The organism is Streptomyces sp. NBC_00080 (assembly GCF_045041255.1).
Classification (GTDB): Bacteria; Actinomycetota; Actinomycetes; order Streptomycetales; family Streptomycetaceae; genus Streptomyces; species Streptomyces coriariae.
The window spans coordinates 2820424-2836416 of record NZ_CP108235.1; the positions used below are offsets into that span (position 1 = coordinate 2820424).

At 71.6% G+C, this 15993-nt stretch carries 12 protein-coding genes and 1 pseudogene; 3 read left to right on the forward strand and 10 right to left on the reverse strand.

Translation table 11 applies throughout. The features are described 5' to 3' along the window. Positions 1-6: 6 nt before the first annotated feature. The 3 genes and pseudogenes from OHU34_RS12250 to gabT form a co-directional block, all read right to left on the reverse strand. Positions 7-765, reverse strand: coding sequence for a phosphatase PAP2 family protein (locus OHU34_RS12250; RefSeq protein ID WP_230194531.1), 759 nt, complete (start codon positions 763-765; stop codon positions 7-9). Between the two features lie 119 nt (positions 766-884). Beyond that, positions 885-1103, reverse strand: a pseudogene (locus OHU34_RS12255) (phosphoesterase); the annotation flags it as partial. Between the two features lie 122 nt (positions 1104-1225). Continuing rightward, entirely contained in the window at positions 1226-2560 is a 1335-nt protein-coding gene (gene gabT / locus OHU34_RS12260) for a 4-aminobutyrate--2-oxoglutarate transaminase (RefSeq protein ID WP_142266409.1), read from the reverse strand. A gap of 237 nt (positions 2561-2797) precedes the next feature. On the opposite strand from gabT, the gene OHU34_RS12265 reads away from it, so the two are divergent. Together OHU34_RS12265 and OHU34_RS12270 are read left to right on the forward strand one after the other, a co-directional pair. Beyond that, positions 2798-5179: an ATP/GTP-binding protein gene (locus tag OHU34_RS12265; RefSeq protein ID WP_142266408.1), complete on the forward strand. Its 2382-nt coding sequence runs from the start codon at positions 2798-2800 to the stop codon at positions 5177-5179. Positions 5180-5283: 104 nt separating this feature from the next. Further along, positions 5284-6915, forward strand: coding sequence for a PucR family transcriptional regulator (locus OHU34_RS12270; RefSeq protein ID WP_405766288.1), 1632 nt, complete (start codon positions 5284-5286; stop codon positions 6913-6915). A 423-nt stretch (positions 6916-7338) separates the two neighbouring features. Here the strand turns inward: OHU34_RS12270 and OHU34_RS12275 are convergent, their stop codons facing one another. From OHU34_RS12275 to OHU34_RS12305, 7 genes are all read right to left on the reverse strand, one after another. Further along, positions 7339-7791 (reverse strand): hypothetical protein, encoded by a 453-nt coding sequence (locus OHU34_RS12275; protein ID WP_405766291.1) that lies wholly within the window; start codon positions 7789-7791, stop codon positions 7339-7341. A gap of 159 nt (positions 7792-7950) precedes the next feature. Next, on the reverse strand, positions 7951-9369 hold the full coding sequence (locus OHU34_RS12280) for an FAD-binding oxidoreductase (protein ID WP_142266405.1): 1419 nt from the start codon (positions 9367-9369) through the stop codon (positions 7951-7953). A 23-nt stretch (positions 9370-9392) separates the two neighbouring features. After that, complete coding sequence (locus OHU34_RS12285; RefSeq protein WP_054239690.1) at positions 9393-10199, reverse strand: ABC transporter permease; 807 nt, start codon at positions 10197-10199, stop codon at positions 9393-9395. Then, complete coding sequence (locus OHU34_RS12290) at positions 10200-11129, reverse strand: ABC transporter permease (RefSeq protein ID WP_142266404.1); 930 nt, start codon at positions 11127-11129, stop codon at positions 10200-10202. It lies immediately after the preceding gene. Next, complete coding sequence (locus OHU34_RS12295) at positions 11129-12280, reverse strand: ABC transporter ATP-binding protein (protein ID WP_405772240.1); 1152 nt, start codon at positions 12278-12280, stop codon at positions 11129-11131. The genes OHU34_RS12290 and OHU34_RS12295 overlap by 1 nt, the downstream gene beginning before the upstream one ends. Positions 12281-12285: 5 nt before the next feature. Further along, on the reverse strand, positions 12286-13533 hold the full coding sequence (locus tag OHU34_RS12300; protein WP_142266402.1) for a spermidine/putrescine ABC transporter substrate-binding protein: 1248 nt from the start codon (positions 13531-13533) through the stop codon (positions 12286-12288). A gap of 56 nt (positions 13534-13589) precedes the next feature. Beyond that, complete coding sequence (locus OHU34_RS12305) at positions 13590-15104, reverse strand: gamma-aminobutyraldehyde dehydrogenase (RefSeq protein ID WP_405766295.1); 1515 nt, start codon at positions 15102-15104, stop codon at positions 13590-13592. Between the two features lie 222 nt (positions 15105-15326). Here OHU34_RS12305 and OHU34_RS12310 point away from each other — a divergent pair, with 222 nt between their 5' ends. Further along, entirely contained in the window at positions 15327-15887 is a 561-nt protein-coding gene (locus tag OHU34_RS12310; protein ID WP_405766297.1) for an NADAR family protein, read from the forward strand. Positions 15888-15993 lie beyond the last annotated feature (106 nt).

Genomic DNA, 15993 nt, shown 5'->3' on the forward strand with positions numbered 1-15993 from the left:
TTCCGCTTAGGGGGTGTCCTGTGGCTTTCGTGCTCCACGGTAGGGGCGGGAGGCCGAAGGGTCGCTTGTCCGAGTCGTACGGGTGGACGGCCGGGGTGCGCCGGTTTGGCACGGTCGCCCCGCTGCCGTCCGCGGCCGCTCCCGCGCCTGCCGCTCGCGTTCCAGGAGGAGCCACAGCGCACCGAGCAGCACCGCGCAAAGACACCAGCTCGCCACGACGTCCAGCGGCCAGTGGTAGCCGCGCCTGACCAGCCCGAACGACACGGCCAGGACGAGCAGGGCGCTCGTCGCGAGGGTCAGCCACCGGGCGGACGCGGTGCGCAGCCACGGCAGCAGGACCAGCGCCGCCGCACCGTAGGCGACGGCCGCCGTCGCCGTGTGCCCGGAGGGGTAGTAGCCGGTGGCCGGAGGTACTGCGGGCGTACCGGGCCGGTCGGTCCACACCTTCAGGGGGACGACGATCAGCGGCACCAGCAACAGCACGGCGAGCGCGGCCAGGGACGGCACCCACCACCGCGCCTCGCCCGCCGCCCTCCCCCGCCACGCCGCATACCCGGCGACCAGCACCAGGACGGGCACCGCGACCTGTATCCCGCCCAGGTCGGCCAGCAGCTCGGAAGCCCGGTCGGGATGGACGAGGGCGCGGCTGAGGCGCTCGTCCGGGCGCAGCAGCGGGCCGTCGGCGGCGACCTGCCAGGTGATCAGCGCGAAGAGCAGGGCGGGCGGCAGGAGGCCGAGAACGGCGCGGGTGGGGCGGGACGGCATGGGCCCCAGCTTGTCAGGAGCGGCCGGACGGCGGAAAAGGAGCCCGGAAGGAGCCGCGACGAAAAAAGACCCCGGATCGGATCCGGGGTCTGCTTTCCGTGGTCTGCACCAGAGAAGGAGGTCGGCCACCCCGGAACAGGGGGGGTAGTTCCGGGGTGGCCGTCCGGACCGGAGTGCCGGCCGCCCCGGGGGGTTTGGGGCGGGCGGCCGTCCGATCGGTGTGGAGATCCGAAGCCGGAAGCTCCGGTTGTGTGCGCGAGGGCACGACCAGGTCGAAGCTGGGGAGGCCCCGGCCTGGATCCGTCCACAGTCCCCTGTGGACGGGGTGTATCTCTCATCTGGGGAGAACCTACGGCAGAGGCAGGCGGTACGACAGGCCGAATCCCGTCCCGCCATCCTCCTCGCACACCTTCTTCACACGCTCTGCGGCCGATGGGAATCAGCTGTGCGGTGCCTGGGCTCAGATGCGCGCGAAAGCCTGCTCGATGATGTCGAGGCCCTCGTTGAGCAGGTCCTCGCCGATGACCAGCGGCGGCAGGAAGCGCAGCACGTTGCCGTAGGTGCCACAGGTCAGGACCAGCAGGCCCTCCTGGTGGCAGGCCTTGGCCAGCGCGCCGGTCGCCTCGGGGTTCGGCTCCTTCGTCGTACGGTCCTTGACCAGCTCGATCGCGATCATCGCGCCGCGTCCGCGGATGTCGCCGATGATCTCGAACTTCTCCGCCATGGCGGCGAGGCGGCCCTTCATGACGGCCTCGATGTGCTTCGCCCGGGCGTTGAGGTCGAGCTCCTTCATCGTCTCGATCGCACCGAGCGCACCCGCGCAGGCGACCGGGTTGCCGCCGTAGGTGCCGCCCAGGCCGCCCGCGTGTGCGGCGTCCATGATCTCGGCGCGGCCGGTCACCGCGGCGAGCGGCAGACCGCCCGCGATGCCCTTGGCCGTCGTGATCAGGTCCGGGACGATGCCCTCGTCCTCGCAGGCGAACCACTGGCCGGTGCGGCAGAAGCCGGACTGGATCTCGTCGGCCACGAAGACGATGCCGTTGTCGGACGCGAACTTGCTGATGGCCGGAAGGAAGCCCTTGGCGGGCTCGATGAAGCCGCCCTCGCCGAGCACCGGCTCGATGATGATCGCGGCCACGTTGTCCGCGCCGACCTGCTTGGTGATCTCGTCGATGGCCTGCGCGGCGGCCTCGGCACCGGCGTTCTCGGCGCCGGTGGGCCAGCGGTAGCCGTAGGCGACCGGGACGCGGTAGACCTCGGGCGCGAACGGGCCGAAGCCGTGCTTGTACGGCATGTTCTTCGCCGTCAGCGCCATGGTGAGGTTGGTGCGGCCGTGGTAGCCGTGGTCGAAGACGACGACCGCCTGCCGCTTGGTGTACGAACGCGCGATCTTGACGGCGTTCTCGACGGCCTCGGCACCGCTGTTGAACAGCGCGGACTTCTTGGCGTGGTCACCCGGGGTGAGCTCGGCGAGGGCCTCGGCCACCGCCACGTAGCCCTCGTAGGGGGTGACCATGAAACAGGTGTGGGTGAAGTCGGCGAGCTGGGCGGTGGCCCGGCGCACGACGGCCTCGGCCGAGGCGCCGACGGACGTCACGGCGATGCCGGAGCCGAAGTCGATCAGGCGGTTGCCGTCGACGTCCTCGATGATGCCGCCGCCCGCGCGCGTGGTGAAGACGGGGAGCACCGAACCGACACCGGCCGCGACCGCGGCGGTACGGCGGGCCTGGAGTTCCTGCGACTTCGGGCCGGGGATGGCGGTGACGACGCGGCGCTCCTGCGGAAGGGCGGTCATGAGGGGCTCCTGGGGTTTTGCGGACACTTTCGTTCTTTTCTCGCAGGCTAGGACGGGGAGTGGAGGGTGGGCATGCTCCATGTGGGCGGTGTCGGCGGGGCGGCTTGTCCGTCATGGACAGTGCCGCCGGACGGTGATCGTCACAGGCCCGGCCGCGTAAGCGGTGAACTCCCCTTGCGGGCGCGTTAGATTGACTCGCTGATGGTGGACGCAACGGCTGGTCAAGGGGCAGGGGCGATGGACAGCGACGGGACGCAGGACGCGCGGGGTACGCAGGCGAATCCCGTGCCGCGCCCGGCGGGGCCGACGCGGCCGCCGTCGACGCCGCCGCGGCCGGACCGGGCGCCGGGCGTACCGCCTGCCCCCGGGCACTCGCCGCGGGCCGCGTCCGCCGTCGCCGACTGGCTCGACGAGGCGCGCCCCACGGCCCGGACGGGGATCTGGCGCTACGGGTACCGGCCTCCGAAGGCGGCCCGGGCGACGGAGCGGCTCGCGCCGGTGACGGTCGTCGGCATGCTGGTCCCGCTGGTGGTCGCGCTGGTCCTGTGGTCGCTGTGGCGCCGGGGCGGCCTGCCGTACCAGTTCACCCTGCTGCGGCTGTTCACCCCGGACGACTGGTGGTGGGGCGGCACGATCGCGTCCCCGAAGTCGATGGAGGGCGCCGAGGCGCGGGTGGTCTACGACGGCCTGTTCTTCGCCGTCCTCGTCTGCGCGATGGGCCGGCTGGGCAGCTGGGCGCATGCCGTGCGGCACTTCGTGGCCCGCCGTCCGCAGCCCGCGCGGGCTCTCGTCGCCCTGCTGGGCGCGCTCGCCACCCTCAGCTTCGTCTTCCCCGGTGCCTTCGGGGTCGGCTGGGACGCCCTGCCCGTCATCGACCCGCTGTTCTCGCTGATCGTCCTGATCTCCGGCAGCTACGAGCTGTTCGCCTCCCCCCTGTTCACGAACGCGCTGTACACGGTCATCACGCTGCTGGTGGTGTGGCCGTTCGCGAAGGTCGGCGGCTGGTTGCCGTACGTGCAGGAACGACTCGCCGCCCGGCGCGCCGAGCCCGGCCGGGCCGCGCCCGCGGCCGAGCTGCCGCGCGCCCAGTGGCCCGAGCTGCGGGACGCGGGGCAGTACGAGGCGGCCGAGCTGCTGACCTCCGAGGTCGCCGCCGGCCGGATGAACGACGTGGACTGCGCACGTGTGCGACGGGCCTGGACGGCGGGGATCGCGGACTTCCGGGAGACCGTGCTGCGCCACGGCGGGGCGGCCTGGACCCACCCCTCCGGCGCCCGCGACCTGCCCCGGCGCACCGCGCGCCACGATCTGCTCACCGGACAGGTGCGGGTCGGCCGCTGGGTGGCCGCCGAACGCACCCCGGTCAGCTATCACGACGCGGGCGCCGCGCTCGGCCCGGACGTGCTGGGCACCTCGCTGCTCGCGGTCGGGCCGTCCGGATCGGGCAAGACCCGGACCCTGGTCGAGCCGCTGACCGAGGCGCTGGCCCTGCAGGCGCTCACCGGGGCGTGCGCCGTCGTCGCCGTGTCGTCGCCCGGGGGCGGCCCGCTCGGCTCGGACTCCGCGTTCGACGTGATCGTCGGGATCGGGGACCCCTCGTCCGTGCACGACCTGGACCCGTACGCGGAGTCCGAGGACCCGGACGAGGCGGCCTCGATCCTCGCCGAGGCGCTGGTCGGCGACCTCGACACGGTGAGCGGCCAGAGCGCGACCACGGCGCTCGCCCAGGTGCTGGGCCCCTACCGGAGCGCGCACGGGTGCTTCCCCACGCTGCCCGAGCTGCGCGAGCTCCTGGAGGGCGAACCGGCCGCGCTGTCCGCGCTGCGGGAGGCCGTGGCCGGTGACGAGGTGATGCGCCGTGAGCTGGAGGCGCGGGTCCGGCAGACGGGGGCCCCGGGCGACGCGGGCCGGGCCCTCGCCGACCGGCTGGCGCTGCTCAACCGTCCGGTGTTCGCGGAGTTCTTCGGCGGCGGCAGCAACGCGCACCGGGCGTTCTCGCTGCGCGCCGTCGCCCACCACCCGCTGCGGGTCCGCGTCGACCTGCCCGAGCGCGGTCACGAGGAGGCCGCCCGGCTGATCACCCGGCTGGTCCTCGCCCAGTTCCACACCGTCGCACGGGAGCGGCGCGACCACTTCGCCTGTCTGGTCCTGGACGACGCGACGGGAACGGTCACCGAGGGGTCGGTGCGCCGGCTCCAGCGGCTGCGCTCGCAGAACGCGGGCGTGGTGCTCGCCCTGCGCTCCATCGGCGACGTGCCGGAGGCGCTGCACGGTCCGCTGTACGGGGCCGTCGGCTGCCGGATGGCGTTCTCCGGCATCACCACCTGGGACGGCAGCCGGTTCGCGCAGACCTGGGGCACCGAGTGGGTGGAGACCACCGAGGTCGCCAAGCACACCGTCTTCGCCGACCAGCCGATGACCCGCGCCATCCACGCCCTGCGCAAGCTCGTCACCGGCAAGGCGGTGACCACGGACGCGGTGACCGTGCGCCAGGTGGAGCGGGAGCGGTGGTCGGCGTCCCGGCTGGCGCACGAGGTGCCGCCCGGTCACGCGGTGCTGTCCCTGACCGATGTGCGGGGCGAGCACGCGCCACCGCTGCTGGTGGACCTGCGGGGCTGAAGACGCGTCCGCGGTCCGTACAGTGAGGCAGAATCGGGAGAGACCGTTCATACGCGGCGGCCAAAAGATCACGCCGCCGATCACTCCCCCGACCTGAAGGCCCCATGCCTCCCACGCTCGCCTCGCTCGTCCACCACTCCGCGCTGAAACTGACCGTGCGGGCCGGCGAGGACCGTCTGGACGTGCCGGTGCGCTGGGCGCACGTCAGCGAGCTCGCGGACCCCGTGCCGTACATGGAGGGCGGGGAGCTGCTGCTGATCACCGCGCTCAAGCTGGACGCCGAGGACCCGGAGGCCATGCGGCGCTACGTGCGGCGGCTGGCCAAGGCCGGGGTGGTCGGGCTCGGCTTCGCCGTCGGCGTCAACTACGAGGACATCCCGAAGGCTCTCGTGGACGCGGCCGAGGAGGAGGGCCTGCCCCTGCTGGAGGTGCCACGCCGCACGCCCTTCCTCGCCATCAGCAAGGCGGTGTCGGCGGCGATCGCGGCCGACCAGTACCGGGCGGTCACGGCAGGGTTCGCGGCCCAGCGCGAGCTGACGAAGCAGGCGCTGACGGACGGCCCGCAGGGGCTGCTCCGCGCGCTCGCCGCGCAGGTCGACGGGTGGGCCGCCCTGTACGACGCCTCGGGCGCCGTCGTCGGAGCCGCGCCGGAGTGGGCGGGCCGGCGGGCGGGGCGGCTCACGGCGGAGGTGGAGCGGCTGCGGGAGCGGCCGGCCCCGGCCTCCGCGGTGGTGGGCGGCGGAGGTCCGGTGCGCTCCGGACCCGACGACCGGCACGACGACCGGGTCGAGCTGCACTCCCTGGGCACCGGCCGGCGTCCGCGCGCCGCGCTCGCGGTCGGCACCGCCTCGGCTCTCGGCACCGCCGAGCGGTACGCCGTCCACTCGGCCATCGCGCTGCTCACCCTGACCACCGAACGCTCACGCTCGCTGCAGGCGGCGCAGCAGCGGATCGGCGCGGCGGTGCTGGGCATGCTGCTGGCGGGCGAACCGGACCACGCGCGGGCCGTCGCCGGGGACCTGTACGGCGGGCTGCTCGACGCCCCGTTCCGGGTGATCGTCGCCGACGCGTCGCCGGCGCCGGTCACGGCCGACGGGGGCGGCGACCCCTTCGACGGCCTCACCGAGGCCGTCGAGTCGGCGGCCGCCCGAGCCGGGGAGGCCGTGCTGGTGGTGCCCGAGGGCGACCGGCTGGTGGCCCTGGTCGCGGACGGGGGCGCGGCCGCGGAGGCGTGCGCGCAGTACACGGCCACGCTGGAGAATGCGCGGGCGGCCGGTGGCGCCGGCGCCGGACCCGAGTCCGGCGACGAGGACGGACTCGTCGTGGGCCTGTCCGCGCCGGCCGGGCCGATCGCGGCGGCGGCGGCGTACAAGCAGGCCGAGCAGGCGCTGTCCGTCGCGCGGCGCCGGGGCCGGGTCTTCGTGGAGCACGAGCAGCTCGCGGCGGGCTCCGTGCTGCCCCTTCTCGCGGACGACGCGGTGAAGGCGTTCGCGGACGGCCTGCTGCGCGCCCTGCACGAACACGACGCGACCGGCCGCGGCGACCTCGTGGCCTCCCTGCGGGCCTGGCTCTCCCGCCACGGCCAGTGGGACGCGGCGGCGGCCGACCTGGGCGTCCACCGGCACACCCTGCGCTACCGGATGCGGCGGGTGGAGGAGATCCTCGGACGTTCCCTGGACGACCCGGACGTCCGGATGGAGCTGTGGCTGGCGCTGAAGACGACGTCGACGGAGTAGCCCGACCGGGGCGGGGCGGGGCAGGTCGGGGGCGGACTGGTCGGGGGCGACGGAGCAGGACGCGAGGCGCGAGGCGACGTCGGCGGAGAAGCACGGCAGACGGGACAGGGGCCGGACAGGTCGGGGCGACCGGCCAGGGCCCGCGGCAACGGCGGCGCAGTAGCGCGACGGTCCGCACTGAGCAGGGCAGGTCGGGGCGACAGCGGGAGGCGCCGTCCCCGGCAGTACGCGCAGGCACCGGGCTCCGGCAAGCGGCGCGGCGCCGAGCAGCCGGTCCTGCGCCGGAGGCGGAGGCGTCCGCGTCGGCCGCACGGGCGGCCGACGTGAAAGGGGTCTGCCGTGCCTCCCGGTCCGGGGGAGGTGGAGGCGCGCCGGCCCCGAGCCGGTCGGTGGCCGGGTGCCGCGGCGGAGGTGTCCGGTCGGTCAGCCGCCCTCTCCGCCGGCCAGGCCCGCCGCCGCCTCGTGCATCGCCAGTTCGAGCAGCGCCGGATCGGTCAGGGTGCCGGAGCCGTCCGGCGGGACCAGCCAGCGGACACCCCGGGTCGAGCGGCCCGGATACGGCACGACGATCCAGGTGCCGGCCCCCGCCGTACGGATACCGGTGCCGAGCCAGCGGGCGGCCGTGCCGGGCGCCACGAAGAAGCCCATGCGGCTGTCTCCGAAGTCGACCAGCACGGGGCCCGGCCGATGCAGGATCCGGGTGAGCACGTCGAGGGTGGGATAGCCGAGTTCACCCGGCAGGATGAGTACGTCCCAGGCCTTGCCCGCGGGCAGCAGCGCCACCCCCAGGGGGTTGCGCTCCCACTCCCAGCGGCATGCCTCGGGATCCGGTGTGACGGATGTCAGCCATTCGACAGCCGTCTTCGCCCCAGCCATGAGAAGACCTCCCTTTCACTCGTGGACGCAGCCGCGTCACGAGGGAGAGGGAGGTCACCGGCGGGCATTACGCGGGTCGGGGCCACCCGTTGGGGTGAACCGGGTCACACCTCACCGACATCGGCCGGCCGTCAGCCGTGAGCTGTCAGCTGTCAGCTGTCAGCTGTCGAAGCCCAGCCCCAGCCGGTCCATCGTCTTCAGCCACAGGTTGCGCCGCCCGCCGTGCGCGTCGGCGCGGGCCAGCGACCACTTGGTGAGGGCGATGCCGGTCCAGGCGAAGGGCTCGGGCGGGAAGGGCAGCGGCTTCTTGCGGACCATCTCCAGCGACGTCCGCTCGGTGCTCTCCCCGGTCAGCAGGTCCAGCATCACCTCGGCCCCGAAGCGGGTGGCCCCGACACCCAGGCCGGTGTACCCGGCCGCGTACGCCACCTTCCCCTGGTGCGCGGTGCCGAAGAACGCCGAGAAGCGCGAGCACGTGTCGATCGCCCCGCCCCAGGCGTGGGTGAAGCGCACCCCCTCCAGCTGCGGGAAGCAGCCGAAGAAGTGCCCGGCGAGCTTGGCGTACGTCTCCGGCCGGTCGTCGTACTCGGCGCGCACCCGGCCCCCGTAGGGGTAGACCGCGTCGTATCCGCCCCACAGGATCCGGTTGTCGGCCGACAGCCGGAAGTAGTGGAACTGGTTGGCCGAGTCCCCGAGCCCCTGCCGGTTCTTCCACCCGATCGAGTCGAGCCGGTCGGCGCTCAGCGGTTCCGTCATCAGCGCGTAGTCGTAGACCGGGACGGTGTAGGCCCGCACCCGCCGGACCAGGTTGGGGAAGATGTTGGTGCCGAGCGCGACCTGCCGGGCCCGCACCTGCCCGTAGGGGGTGCCCACGGCCATTCCGGCGCCGTAGGGCTTCAGCGACAGGGCGGGGGTGTGCTCGTAGACACGGACGCCCAGCCGCATGCACGCCTGCTTCAGACCCCAGACGAGCTTGGCGGGATGGAGCATGGCGACGCCCCGGCGGTCGTACAGACCCGCCTGGAAGGTGGGCGAGGCGACCTGCTCGCGCACCGCGTCCGCGTCGAGGAACTCGAGCCCTTCGGCGAGACCCTTGCCTTCGAGCTCCTCGTACCAGTCGCGCAGTTCCCACGCCTGGTACGTCTCGGTGGCGACGTCGATCTCGCCGGTGCGCTCGAAGTCGCAGTCGATGCCGTGCCGGGCGATCGCCGCCTCGATCTCGTCGAGGTTGCGCATCCCCAGCTCCTCGAGCCGGTGGATCTCGTCCGGCCAGCGGGTGAGCCCGTTGGGCAGCCCGTGGGTGAGGGAGGCCGCGCAGAAGCCCCCGTTGCGGCCCGAGGCGGCCCAGCCCACCTCGCGGCCCTCCAGCAGCACCACGTCCCGCTGCGGCTCGCGCTCCTTGGCGACGAGCGCGGTCCACAGTCCGCTGTAGCCGCCGCCGACGACCAGCAGGTCACAGGTCTCGGGGCCGGTGAGCGCGGGTTCGGGGTGCGGCTTGCCGGGATCTTCCAGCCAGTACGGCACCGGCTGTGCGTCGGAAAGAGAAGTGATCCACCGGTTCATGGCGCTTGGGGCCATGATTTCAACTCCCTACAGGGCTTTTACGATGACGCCTTTTGCTTGTTGCGGCGGTTTCCGATGACCATCGAGGTCAGTACGAACAGTACGGCGATGAGGAACATGGCCGTACCGATGACATTGATCTGTACGGGCGTTCCGCGCTGCGCCGAACCCCAGACGAACATGGGGAAGGTGACGGTGGAGCCCGCGTTGAAATTGGTGATGATGAAATCGTCGAAGGAGAGCGCGAAGGCGAGCAGCGCGCCCGCGGCGATTCCGGGGGCGGCGATGGGCAGCGTGACGCGCAGGAACGTCTGCGCCGGCCCGGCGTAGAGGTCCTGGGCGGCCTGCTCCAGGCGCGGGTCCATCGACATGACGCGTGCCTTCACCGCCGTCACGACGAAGCTGAGACAGAACATGATGTGCGCGATGAGGATCGTCCAGAACCCCAGCTGAGCGCCCAGGTTGAGGAACAGGGTGAGCAGCGAGGCGGCCATCACGACCTCGGGCATCGCCATCGGCAGGAAGATCAGCGAGTTGACGGCGCCCCGCGCGCGGAAGCGGTAGCGGACGAGCGCGAAGGCGATCATCGTGCCGAGGGCGGTCGCGCCGATGGTCGCCCAGACGGCAATCTGGAGGCTGAGCGACAGCGACCCGCAGAGCCCGGCGACCCCGCACGGGTCCTTCCAGGCATCGGTGGAGAACTGCTGCCATTGGTAGTTGAAGCGCCCCTTCGGCTTATTGAAGGAGAACACCGTGACGACGACGTTGGGCAGCAGGAGATAGGCGAGCGTGAGAAGTCCCGCGATGACCACGAAATGGCGCTTGAGCCAGTTGACGAAGGGCATTTAGACCAGATCCTCCGTCCCGGACCTGCGGATGTAGAGAGTGACCATGAACAGAATCGCGGCCATCAGGATGAAGGAGAGGGCCGCCGCCGTCGGATAGTCCAGGACCCGCAGGAACTGCGTCTGGATCACGTTTCCGATCATGCGGGTGTCCGTCGAGCCGAGGAGTTCCGCGTTGACGTAGTCGCCGGCCGCCGGGATGAAGGTCAGCAGCGTCCCGGAGACCACGCCCGGCATCGAGAGCGGGAAGGTGACCTTGCGGAAGGTGGTGACCGGCCTGGCGTACAGGTCCCCGGCCGCCTCGTGCAGCCGCCCGTCGATGCGCTCGAGCGACGTGTAGAGCGGCAGGATCATGAAGGGCAGGAAGTTGTACGTCAGACCGCAGACCACCGCGAGCGGGGTGGCCAGCACCCGGTCGCCCGCGGTCCAGCCGAGCCAGCTGGTGACGTCCAGGACGTGCAGGGTGTTGAGGGCGCCGACGACCGGGCCGCCGTCCGCGAGGATCGTCTTCCAGGCGAGGGTGCGGATCAGGAAGCTGGTGAAGAAGGGCGCGATCACCAGGATCATGATCAGGTTCCGCCAGCGGCCGGCCCGGAAGGCGATCAGATAGGCCAGCGGGTAGCCGAGCACGAGACACAGGATCGTCGCGGCGGCCGCGTAGAGGACCGAGCGCAGGAACTGCGGCCAGTACTCGCTCAGCGCGTCCCAGTAGGTCGCCAGGTGCCAGGTGACCTTGTAGCCCTCCTCCAGGGAGCCCGTCTGCACGGACGTGGAGGCCTGGTAGATCATCGGCAGCGCGAAGAACACGAACAGCCAGAGCAGACCGGGCAGCAGCAGCCAGTACGGCGTCCAGCGCCCGCGCTTGCGGGGCGGCTTCGCCGTCGGCGCCGTCGGGGACAGAGGCGGGGGCGCCTCGGTGAGCGTCGCCATCAGACCGCCGCCTCTTCCTGGATGCCGGCGTCGATGTCCTGGGCGGCGTCGAGGCCGAACGTGTGGGCGGGGCTCCAGTGCAGGACGACCTCGGCGCCGGGGGCGAGCCGGGCGTCCCGGTCGATGTTCTGGGCGTAGACCTCGAACTCGGGGCAGACCGGGGTGTCGACGACGTACTGGGTGGAGACGCCGATGAACGACGAGTTGGCGATGCGCCCGGTGATGCGGTTGCGGCCCTCGGGAATCTCACCGGCGTCGTCGGCGTGGGTGAGGGATATCTTCTCCGGCCGGACGCCGACCAGCACCTTGCCGCCGGTCGTCGTGGGCGCCGAGCAGCGCGACTCGGGGAGTACGAGTTTGCCGCCGCCGGCCTTCAGCACGATGTCGTCGCCGCTCTTGGTGTCGACCTCGGCCTCGATGAGGTTCGACGTGCCGAGGAAGTTGGCGACGAAGGTGGTGTTCGGGTTCTCGTAGAGGTCGGTCGGCGAGCCGAGCTGCTCGACCCGGCCCGCGTTCATCACGGCGACCGTGTCGGCCATGGTCATGGCCTCCTCCTGGTCGTGCGTGACGTGCACGAAGGTGATGCCGACCTCGGTCTGGATGCGCTTGAGCTCCAGCTGCATCTGACGGCGCAGCTTGAGGTCGAGGGCGCCGAGGGGCTCGTCGAGCAGCAGCACCTTGGGGGTGTTGATCAGCGCACGGGCCACGGCGACGCGCTGCTGCTGGCCGCCGGAGAGCTGGTGCGGCTTCTTACGGGCCTGCTCGCCGAGTTGTACGAGCTCCAGCATGTCCTCGACCTGCTTCTTCACGCTCTTGATGCCGCGCCGGCGCAGACCGAAGGCGACGTTCTCGAAGATGTCGAGGTGCGGGAAGAGGGCGTAGGACTGGAAGACCGTGTTCACCGGGCGCTTGTACGGCGGGAGCGCGGTCACGTCCTGGTCGCCGAGGTGGACGGTCCCGGAGGAAGGTTCCTCCAGACCGGCGATCATCCGCAGGGTGGTGGTCTTGCCGCAGCCGGAGGCGCCGAGCAGGGCGAAGAAGGAGCCCTGCGGGACGGTCAGGTCGAGCGGGTGGACGGCGGCGAAGGAGCCGTAGGTCTTGCTGATGCCGGTCAGGCGGACGTCGCCGCTGCCGCTGTCGGTCGTCTTCATCGTCGTCACGCCCCAGTGAGCTTCGCGAACTTCGCCTCGTAGGCGGTCTCTTCCTTCGAGCTCAGCGAGCGGAAGGAGTGCGACTTCGCCTGCATGGCCTTGTCAGGGATGATCAGCGGGTTGTTCGCCGCATCCTCGTCGATCTTCGCCAGCGCGTCCTTCACGCCGTCCACCGGACAGACGTAGTTGATGTACGCGGCGAGTTCGGCGGCCGGCTCCGGCTCGTAGTAGTAGTCCATGAGCCGTTCGGCGTTCGTCTTGTGACGTGCCTTGTTGGGGATCAGCATGTTGTCGCTGGACGTCAGGTAGCCGCTGTCCGGGATGACGAAGTCGACGTCGGGACTGTCCGCCTTCAGCTGCACGACGTCACCGGCCCAGGCGATGCAGGCCGCGAAGTCGCCGCTGGTGATGTCGGAGGTGTAGTCGTTGCCGGTGAAGCGGCGGATCTGGCCGCTGTCGACGCCCTTCTGGAGACGGGCTATGGCGGCGTCGTAGTCGTCGTCGGTGAACTTCTCCGGGTCCTTGCCCATGTCCAGCAGGGTCATGCCCATGCTGTCGCGCATCTCGGTGAGGAAGCCGACGCGGCCCTTGAGCTTGGGGTTGTCGAGCAGGTCGGAGACCGACTTCACCTCGACGCCGTCGAGCGCCTTCTTGTTGTAGGCGATCACCGTGGAGATGCCCTGCCAGGGATACGAGTACGCCCGGCCCGGGTCCCAGTCGGGGCTGCGGAACTGGGCCGACAGGTTGGCGTAGGCGTGCGGCAGGTTGGACGGGTCCAGTTTCTGGACCCACCCGAGGCGGATGAGACGGGCGGCCAGCCAGTCGGTGAGGACGATGATGTCGCGGCCGGTGTCCTGGCCCGCGGCGAGCTGCGGCTTGATCTTGCCGAAGAACTCGTTGTTGTCGTTGATGTCCTCGGTGTACTTGACCTTGATGCCGGTGCGTTTCGTGAAGGCGTCGAGCGTCGGGTGGTGCTTGCCGCTGTCGTCGACGTCCATGTACTCGGTCCAGTTGGAGAAGCTGACGGTCTTCTCCTCGGCCGAGTGGTCGTCGGCGGCCGTGCCGCCCTCGGTCTTGCCGGCCGCGGGAATCCCGCAGGCGCTGAGCGCGCCGAGGCCGCCCAGCGCCAGGGCGCCTCCGGTGGAGGCGCGCAGCAGCGACCGGCGGGTCATGGCCGCCCTGCCGTTGCGGAGGCTGCGCCGCATGGCGGCCACTTGGGCCGGGCTGAGGCGGTCGGGCTCGTACTGCTCCATGCGCGTGGTGCCCTTTCGGGAGGTTCGGCCGTGGTCGGCGGCCGGTGGTAGTCGCTCTAACAGTCCCCGAAGATGGTGCGGTGCCAGGGCTTGCGGGCCACCGCAGTATTATCGAACATAACGTGCTTCACCTGCGTGTACTCCTCGAACGAGTACACAGACATGTCCTTGCCGAAGCCGGAGGACTTGTAGCCGCCGTGGGGCATCTCGCTGATGATCGGGATGTGGTCGTTGACCCACACACATCCGGCCTTGATCTCGCGCGTCGCCCGGTTCGCCCGGAAGACGTCCCGGCTCCACGCGGAGGCGGCCAGCCCGTACGGGGTGTCGTTGGCGAGCGCGATGCCCTCGTCGTCGCTGTCGAAGGGCAGCACCACCAGGACCGGGCCGAAGATCTCGGACTGCACGACCTCGCTGTCCTGCGCGGCATCCGCGATCAGGGTGGGGCGATAGTACGCGCCGTTCTTGAGATCCCCCTGTGGAACCTCGCCGCCGGTCACCACGCGCGCGTAGCCACGCGCCCGGTCGACGAAGGCGGCGACCCGGTCGCGCTGGACGTGCGAGACCAGCGGGCCGAGGTCGGTGCCGGGGGCGAAGGGATCACCGAGCCGGACGGTCTCCATCAGGGCGGCCGTCCGCTCGACGAACGCCTCGTAGAGGGGCCGCTGCACGTACGCGCGCGTGGCGGCCGTGCAGTCCTGCCCGGTGTTGATGAGCGACCCCGCGACCGCGCCGTTGGCCGCGGCCTCCAGGTCGGCGTCGTCGAAGACGACGAAGGGCGCCTTGCCGCCCAGCTCCAGGTGGAGCCGCTTGACGGTCGCGGTGGCGACCTCGGCCACGCGCTTGCCGACGGCGGTGGAGCCGGTGAAGGACGTCATGGCGACGTCGGGATGCCCGACGAGACGCTCACCGGCCTCCTGTCCGGTCCCGGTGACGATGTTGACGACGCCGTCGGGGATGCCCGCCTCCGTAGCCGCCTGGGCGAAGAGCAGCGAGGTGAGCGGGGTCAGCTCGGCGGGCTTGAGCACGATGGTGTTGCCCGCCGCGATCGCCGGGAGGATCTTCCAGGCGGCCATCTGGAGGGGGTAGTTCCAGGGCGCGATGGAGCCTACGACGCCGATGGGTTCACGGCGGACGTAGGAGGTGTGGTCGCCGGAGTACTCACCGGCGGACTGGCCCGCGAGGTGGCGGGCCGCGCCGGCGAAGAACGCGGTGTTGTCGATGGTGCCCGGCACGTCGAACTCGCGGGTCAGCTTCAGCGGCTTGCCGCACTGGAGCGACTCGGCGCGGGCGAACTCCTCGGCGCGGTCGGCGAGGACGGCGGCGAACCGGTGCAGCGCGTCGGAGCGCTCGCCCGGCGTGGTGCCGGCCCAGCCCGGGAAGGCGGCGCGGGCGGCGGCGACCGCCGCGTCGACGTCGTCGGCGCCGGCCAGCTCGTAGGTGAAGACCTCGTCGCCGGTGGCGGGGTCGATCACGGCGTGGGTCCGGCCGGATGTGCCGTGCCTGAGACGGCCCCCGATGTACTGAGCGCCGTCCGCGAATCGTTCCTGTGCGGGGAACCGGTCCTGCATGTCGCTCTCCTCCGCCTTCGCCCCGCTGTGCGCGGCGGCGGCTGGCGTAGCTCCAGCTTGATTTGATTGCCGATCCTGACAGAGCAAGGGCACTCCAACAAGTGATTCCGTTGTTGCCTTTTGGTTACGCGACGGAATCTGTCGACGGCGGGTCGACCAGGTGTCGAGTCGGGGCGGAAAAGGCGGGACGCACTGTCAGTGGCGCGTGCCAGACTCGCGTGCATGGAGAAGATCGACTGCCAGGAGGCCCTGGTCAGGCAGGTCCGGGCCGGGGCGAGGATCAAGTATCTGCATTTCTGGGGGCACCGGCCGCGGCCCGACGGCCGGCTGGGGTCGAGCTGCCTGAGCCAGTGGTGGCCGTCACCCTTCGTGGTCGACGGGGTCACCTACGCGACGACCGAGCACTGGATGATGGCCGGCAAGGCCCGCCTCTTCGAGGACGCGGAGGCGGAGCGGCGGGCGCTGGCCGCGACCTCCCCCGCCCAGGCGAAGAAGGAGGGGCGGCTGGTGCGCGGCTTCGACGAGACGACCTGGCAGCGGGAGCGGTTCCGGATCGTGGTCGAGGGCAGCGTCCACAAGTTCGCCTCGCAGCCCGGACTGCGGGCGTTCCTGCTGAACACGGGCGAGCGGGTGCTGGTGGAGGCGAGTCCCATGGACCGCGTGTGGGGCATCGGCCTGGCGGCGGACGACGAGGCGGCGATGGATCCCCAGCGCTGGCGGGGGCCGAACCTGCTGGGCTTCGCGCTGATGGAGGCCCGGGAGAGAGTGCGGGCGGCGGCCTGAGACACCGCTGCCGCCCGAGGCACGGGCGCTGCCTGGGTCACGGCCGCCTTGCGCGTCGCCGCTCAGCCCTGGTGGCCGCTGCTGCCTGAGGCGCGGCTGCCTCGGC

What these genes read in the sequence shown, in the direction of transcription:
- OHU34_RS12250 (WP_230194531.1), bottom strand. Translation starts at nt 765, where the DNA reads ATGCCGTCCCGCCCCACCCGCGCCGTTCTCGGCCTCCTGCCGCCCGCC.
- gabT (WP_142266409.1), bottom strand. Translation starts at nt 2,560, where the DNA reads ATGACCGCCCTTCCGCAGGAGCGCCGCGTCGTCACCGCCATCCCCGGC.
- OHU34_RS12265 (WP_142266408.1), top strand. Translation starts at nt 2,798, where the DNA reads ATGGACAGCGACGGGACGCAGGACGCGCGGGGTACGCAGGCGAATCCC.
- OHU34_RS12270 (WP_405766288.1), top strand. Translation starts at nt 5,284, where the DNA reads ATGCCTCCCACGCTCGCCTCGCTCGTCCACCACTCCGCGCTGAAACTG.
- OHU34_RS12275 (WP_405766291.1), bottom strand. Translation starts at nt 7,791, where the DNA reads ATGGCTGGGGCGAAGACGGCTGTCGAATGGCTGACATCCGTCACACCG.
- OHU34_RS12280 (WP_142266405.1), bottom strand. Translation starts at nt 9,369, where the DNA reads ATGGCCCCAAGCGCCATGAACCGGTGGATCACTTCTCTTTCCGACGCA.
- OHU34_RS12285 (WP_054239690.1), bottom strand. Translation starts at nt 10,199, where the DNA reads ATGCCCTTCGTCAACTGGCTCAAGCGCCATTTCGTGGTCATCGCGGGA.
- OHU34_RS12290 (WP_142266404.1), bottom strand. Translation starts at nt 11,129, where the DNA reads ATGGCGACGCTCACCGAGGCGCCCCCGCCTCTGTCCCCGACGGCGCCG.
- OHU34_RS12295 (WP_405772240.1), bottom strand. Translation starts at nt 12,280, where the DNA reads ATGAAGACGACCGACAGCGGCAGCGGCGACGTCCGCCTGACCGGCATC.
- OHU34_RS12300 (WP_142266402.1), bottom strand. Translation starts at nt 13,533, where the DNA reads ATGGAGCAGTACGAGCCCGACCGCCTCAGCCCGGCCCAAGTGGCCGCC.
- OHU34_RS12305 (WP_405766295.1), bottom strand. Translation starts at nt 15,104, where the DNA reads ATGCAGGACCGGTTCCCCGCACAGGAACGATTCGCGGACGGCGCTCAG.
- OHU34_RS12310 (WP_405766297.1), top strand. Translation starts at nt 15,327, where the DNA reads ATGGAGAAGATCGACTGCCAGGAGGCCCTGGTCAGGCAGGTCCGGGCC.